Genomic DNA, 5,118 nt, shown 5'->3' on the forward strand with positions numbered 1-5,118 from the left:
AAGTGGAATACCATTCGGCACCTTTTAAAAGTATCTCTCAGTTCAGTGTGGAAACTGCAGGTACGTTCGATATGGATGCGGAATTGAAAATCTGGATATCAAGTTCCGAGACACCACAAATCCAAAAACAATTTAGAAAAGATCAAGCCATTTATGATATTCAAAAAATATTAGCAACGGTTTGTGTTTAATTTTTATTTCAAATAAAGAAGTGGTGCTTTCTGTAATAGAAAGTACCACTTCACTATTATTTCATGTTTTGAGAGATAGTACTCTCATACGCAACGAGTGTCACACCTAGTTTGTTTTCCAGGTGATGTAAAGCATGTAATTCCTCCGTGTTTAACTTTGCAATCGAAGCGGCTTTGTTGGTCATATACATAACCTCCCTGCACGGTTTGCATATAATGTGGCTTTATTGAAATAATCTATACATATAAGAGATGGGGAGGCCGCGCTATGTACGATCCAACTGTATTTGAAAATTTAAGAGTGGCATTTGAAAATCAAATTTACGACTTGGACAATCTAGAACAAACAGTCCATATTTTAAATCGTAAAGATCAATTGGATTTAGCTGTTATGGCAAGAGAATTTACGATTCGTTTTTCAAAAGTCGGATATCCGTCAGTCATCGTGGATCTCACTTTGAGTTCATCCCTCAAGGAACTTGCGAATGAAATACTCGAAGTTGAAGATGCGGAGCCCGGTTGCACGCTCTCGCTCCTCGTTCGCACATTCATTCAAGATGTAGATAGGGAATGTGAGGAAATTGCGTGTATTCTTCGTACTGTTTGGGAAAATGATATTAGTTATACGCAAACACTTAGTTTTCGATATGAACAAACAGAGCCAGGCTTGATGAATCGTGTGCGTATCCAATTTAAACCGAAATTGACGGAAGAACATATGTGTGAGATCGGTCCCTTCCTGGAAAGTGTACTGGACATGATGGTGCGAATTGGGGAAGTCTCACAGTAAAAGAAAAAACGCTTCCTTATACGGAGCGTTTTTTTCAATTCTACTGTACTATTGTTTGTTTAAGAGCCCATATATAATCCATTCCATCTTCACTTGGATGACTGGGATCACCAAACTTCGTCACGCAACCACATCGATCACATACTGCGGAATAGCCAATTGATAACACACCAACTCCCGGTTCTTCCACGTTTGATAAGGTTCGATAGGGGATAAATTTATCATGCGTACAAAGACGACAAATAAGCAGATGGTCTAAAATTGTTATATGGCTTCTAACGCTTTCTAGTTCTTCTACCATCATGCATCCACCTCGATATAGACAATATTCGGCTCGTCATGATGCGACTGTTCTTGAATCAGCTGCGTTGTACTACATACTTCACAAGCAAATGATTGCAATGTTAGCTGATTAGGTATGTCTTTAGCTGTTTGCTCCAAATCAATATAGACTTCGCGGTGAATAAACGTTGTGCCACCGCAAAGTGTACATTGAAGCGGCATGCCTAGTACTTCAATTTCATAAATACCACGTCTTCTAACCATTATTCAACACCTGCCTTATTTTTTAAATCGATTTCCTGTATTTGCATAAATCCATGCAAAACCGAGTACTACCACGAAAAGTGATAGTCCCACTATGAAATATATATCTTCTTCTAGCAGTTCACTCACTGCGAACAAACCGACACAAAAACTTAAAGTGAACATAATCTTTGCTATAAACTTGAATAATGCACGTTCGTTAAGTTGCATCCTTTTCTCAATAGACATCGTATTATAACCTGTAAGCAGAGCTGCGCCTTTACCATGCCAAAGTGCAATACCGTACACAATAAATGCAAGCAGAATGACAACATCCAGTAGCAGACCGAGCATAATCATCCCTCGTTTCATTAAAAATGGAGTGAACTCTGTACCGAGTTCACTCCATTCTACATGATTATACAGTTGCTTGACGAGTCTTTACGGCCATTGAAAGTGAGATAGCTGCACATATGAACGCAATGATGACAAGGATGCCGCCAACAGCAGGCATATTTGTTACAGTACCTGTCTGACTGTACACGACACCACCGACACCCGAACCAAGCGCAATACCGACTTGTAGGGCCGAGTTATTGAAACTCTGGTGCACGTCGGATGTAACAGGGTCACTTTGAATAATATAATCTTGTTGTGCAGGTGCCAACGCCCAACTTAATCCACCCCAAACCATCATGAAAATGATGAATAACGGAATCGAAAACGTAGAGTAGGGAAGGGCAAATAAGCTAATAGCAAATGCGCCAAGAATGATCAAAATACTTTTCTTAGAACCAAGACGTGTTGCCAACCCTCCACCGAATGCTCCGCCTGCAACTGCAGCCAATCCGAATAGGAAGTAGAAGACACTAATCCAATAAGGACTTAATTTCATTGTTGTCTCAAGGAACGGAGTGAAGTATGCATACACGGTGTAATGACCGGCTAGCATAAACATCGTCGCCATATGAGCAAAGAAAATCTTTTTATTCGCCAATGCTTTAATTTGCACAGAAAGTGGTTGTACATCGCCTGTAGCAATTTTCTCGAAAAACTTGGCAATCAAAATAATCGAAACGATGGTCATTATGGAGATTCCGAGGAATACAGAACGCCATCCAAACGCATTTGTTATGACGATCCCGATTGGCACACCGAGCACAAGTGATGAACTGATTCCCATATAAATATAGCCGAGTGACTTCGCTCGGATCCGAGGTTCAACCATACGCGCCGTAATCGTCAACGACAAGACAATGACGAGTGCTGCGCTTGCTGCAGTTAATATGCGTGCAGCCATCATCAAGCCGAACGTTGGGCTCAAATACGTTAGGATGTTACCTAATAAGAATACAAAAAGCGTAAGTAAATATAATTTTTTTCGCTCCACTTTCGCAGTGAAGGATAATAACACAGGTCCCGCTACTGCATACACCAGTGCGAAAACTGTAATTAACTGACCTGCGGTTGCAATCGAGACATGTAAGTCCTCTGCAATCACCGGCAGTATGCCTCCGACTACCAACTCTACCAGTCCTACTGTTATAGCTGAAATAGCCAATAATAATACACGTAAATTCAAACTAATTCCTCCTACCAGTTCTACCACATTTATTACTCCATAGAAAAATCCCGATTACAAAAATGACTTTGTAATCAGGATTTAACGGTTCCTGGTAGAGACCCTCGAACCATATTATCGAGGTTATACATGTTGATTCCGTAAATGAAATTTTCTATTGTTCAATTTATCACGGAAATTGGAGAATGGCAAGCTAGATGATATGCTGAATATATAATCGAATTAATTCTTGATTATCAAATTTTTTTACAATTAGTATTGTATTATAGTGTGTAAACATTTAGAGCTGTATACAATAAAATATGAGTTAATATTTTTACATAATATCACTAGTGTCGCATAAAATAACACGGAATATTCCGTCTATATTTTTCTGTCTACAATGAAAAAAACGAAGACGGCTGAATAAAGACAGTGAACATCCATTTTTTTACTATACCTTTTGGCTACTGTGACAGAAAAGGATTATCCGCGTTACGGCACGCTTTTATCTTCAATTTTTCGAATCCAAACATGCGCAGACTTCCATAAAGAAGCCTTTAGATAACGGCTGATCTGCAAGTAGGTAAGCTTACTTTTTGTTCGTAACTGTGCCAGCACATTCAAGCAGTAGACAATCATCGCCAGATACACCTGGTTGTGCACGCCCTGCTGACTCTGTGCGTAGAATTTCTTGATATTCAAATGTTGTTTCATCCATTTGAAAAACAGTTCAATGGCCCAGCGAGACTTGTACAGTTCTGCGATTTCGTCTGCTGATAAATCGAAACGGTTCGTGACCAGATTCAGTTGGTTGCCTTTGGAATCCAATACTTTTAACAGGCGAAACGCATTTTCCGATCGATTTTGTGTGGTGCCGATCACAACCATTTCATCTGACAATACGACGGTGTCTTCTGGCAATTCGAAGTGTTCAAGCGTTCGTACGACTGCGTTTTTTCGCAGACGAGAGACGAAGAAATACCCTTCATCCGTCATCAGGTCAAACCGTTCGTAATCTAAATAACCACGGTCGAACACATACAGACATTCTTTGTCATCCACCAGCACTTCCAGTTGGCCACGGTCGTGTTCCTTGGCGTTCGTCAAGACCGCTTGATCAGGATACGAACAACCATTTTCCATAAACATGAGACGTAGATGAAGCTTGATACCGGACTTCGTTTTTCGGAATTCCGCCCATCGGTGGTTGTTTAAATTTAAGGGCAGTGTGCTGGAATCGATGATTTTCAGCGGTGTTGTCCGCTCACGGCGTGTCGGGAAGTTAGTAACGCCATGAATCTGTGAGACTAGATCAAGAAAAATGGTTTGGAAAAATTCCGTCGGCACTTGGCGCAGACGCCTACCTAGCTGTGAGAAACTTATAGAGTCCAAGTTCGTGGCTTCCTGCAGTTCTTCAGAAAAGACACTGTCACTGACAGCGCGCAAACTTTCCGTTTCGTGAAGCTGTGCGTACAAAAGTAAGTTCATAAACGAAGCCATGTGCAGCTTCTTTGTATAGTGATCAAGACAATGAAGCTGAACCTGTTCCGCAAATAATTCATTGGAAATCGGTGCAGCCCATTGCGCAAATGCTGTTTTTCGTGTAATCTTATCCATGAGATTGTCCTTTATTTTGGATTTGGATGGATTACTGCCTCCAACCCATTATAAAGGATTTTTTTGTGGAAAAGAGCGATTAAAGAATATTCAGATTGCTAAATCCTGTCTCGTTATTTTAATGCGACGCTAGTGCAATAAATCACCAAAATTTCTTCTGAAATGAGTAGTGTATATTATGTCGTTTGAAACTTAGCTAATCTGAAGACTATTTTGTTTTTACGAATAAACGCCATCTGATAAATTTTTATTTATCAGATGGCGTTTTAATTTTTTATTTTAATTAATGTTACTTCGGCAACTGTGTTACAGCTTCTTCTTCTACAGTCACTTCAACTTTTCCACTTTCGTTACTATTTGTATTTGTCACACTTACTTTAATTGTCGACTCTACAAATTGTTGTTTTAGACTTATTACCAGTTCTCCCTCT

Annotated in this window: 8 protein-coding genes and 1 riboswitch; of the genes, 2 read left to right on the forward strand and 6 right to left on the reverse strand. The window is 39.9% G+C overall.

All coding sequences use genetic code 11. The annotated features are described in order from the left end of the window. Window positions 1-191: PH domain-containing protein (locus Q7P97_RS02110; RefSeq protein WP_303965883.1), on the forward strand; the 191-nt coding region annotated here is incomplete at its 5' end. Window positions 192-247: 56 nt separating this feature from the next. On the opposite strand, the gene Q7P97_RS02115 is transcribed toward Q7P97_RS02110, so the two are convergent. Further along, complete coding sequence (locus tag Q7P97_RS02115) at window positions 248-376, reverse strand: hypothetical protein (RefSeq protein WP_303965885.1); 129 nt, start codon at window positions 374-376, stop codon at window positions 248-250. Between the two features lie 83 nt (window positions 377-459). Between Q7P97_RS02115 and Q7P97_RS02120 the strand changes: the two genes are divergently transcribed. Further along, window positions 460-981 carry a hypothetical protein gene (locus Q7P97_RS02120; protein WP_303965886.1) on the forward strand — a complete coding sequence of 174 codons (522 nt, stop codon included), beginning with the start codon at window positions 460-462 and terminating at the stop codon, window positions 979-981. Window positions 982-1,021: 40 nt separating this feature from the next. Here the strand turns inward: Q7P97_RS02120 and Q7P97_RS02125 are convergent, their stop codons facing one another. The 5 genes from Q7P97_RS02125 to Q7P97_RS02145 all read right to left on the reverse strand — a co-directional run bounded on the left by Q7P97_RS02125 (window position 1,022) and on the right by Q7P97_RS02145 (window position 4,687). Beyond that, on the reverse strand, window positions 1,022-1,282 hold the full coding sequence (locus tag Q7P97_RS02125) for a hypothetical protein (RefSeq protein ID WP_303965888.1): 261 nt from the start codon (window positions 1,280-1,282) through the stop codon (window positions 1,022-1,024). Beyond that, window positions 1,282-1,527 carry a hypothetical protein gene (locus Q7P97_RS02130; RefSeq protein ID WP_303965890.1) on the reverse strand — a complete coding sequence of 82 codons (246 nt, stop codon included), beginning with the start codon at window positions 1,525-1,527 and terminating at the stop codon, window positions 1,282-1,284. Before Q7P97_RS02130 ends, Q7P97_RS02125 begins: the two co-directional genes overlap by 1 nt. Window positions 1,528-1,542: 15 nt before the next feature. Then, window positions 1,543-1,860 carry a DUF3784 domain-containing protein gene (locus Q7P97_RS02135; protein WP_303965892.1) on the reverse strand — a complete coding sequence of 106 codons (318 nt, stop codon included), beginning with the start codon at window positions 1,858-1,860 and terminating at the stop codon, window positions 1,543-1,545. A gap of 64 nt (window positions 1,861-1,924) precedes the next feature. Next, complete coding sequence (locus tag Q7P97_RS02140; protein WP_303965895.1) at window positions 1,925-3,088, reverse strand: MFS transporter; 1,164 nt, start codon at window positions 3,086-3,088, stop codon at window positions 1,925-1,927. A gap of 51 nt (window positions 3,089-3,139) precedes the next feature. Further along, window positions 3,140-3,239: riboswitch (purine riboswitch) on the reverse strand. A 323-nt stretch (window positions 3,240-3,562) separates the two neighbouring features. Next, window positions 3,563-4,687, reverse strand: a complete 1,125-nt coding sequence (locus Q7P97_RS02145) for an IS4 family transposase (protein WP_303965897.1) — start codon at window positions 4,685-4,687, stop codon at window positions 3,563-3,565. Window positions 4,688-5,118: the final 431 nt, after the last annotated feature.

The sequence above is a fragment of the Sporosarcina ureae genome (assembly GCF_029267015.1).
In the GTDB taxonomy this organism is placed as follows: Bacteria; Bacillota; Bacilli; order Bacillales_A; family Planococcaceae; genus Sporosarcina; species Sporosarcina ureae_D.

What these genes read in the sequence shown, in the direction of transcription:
- Q7P97_RS02115 (WP_303965885.1), bottom strand. Translation starts at nt 376, where the DNA reads ATGACCAACAAAGCCGCTTCGATTGCAAAGTTAAACACGGAGGAATTA.
- Q7P97_RS02120 (WP_303965886.1), top strand. Translation starts at nt 460, where the DNA reads ATGTACGATCCAACTGTATTTGAAAATTTAAGAGTGGCATTTGAAAAT.
- Q7P97_RS02125 (WP_303965888.1), bottom strand. Translation starts at nt 1,282, where the DNA reads ATGGTAGAAGAACTAGAAAGCGTTAGAAGCCATATAACAATTTTAGAC.
- Q7P97_RS02130 (WP_303965890.1), bottom strand. Translation starts at nt 1,527, where the DNA reads ATGGTTAGAAGACGTGGTATTTATGAAATTGAAGTACTAGGCATGCCG.
- Q7P97_RS02135 (WP_303965892.1), bottom strand. Translation starts at nt 1,860, where the DNA reads ATGCTCGGTCTGCTACTGGATGTTGTCATTCTGCTTGCATTTATTGTG.
- Q7P97_RS02145 (WP_303965897.1), bottom strand. Translation starts at nt 4,687, where the DNA reads ATGGATAAGATTACACGAAAAACAGCATTTGCGCAATGGGCTGCACCG.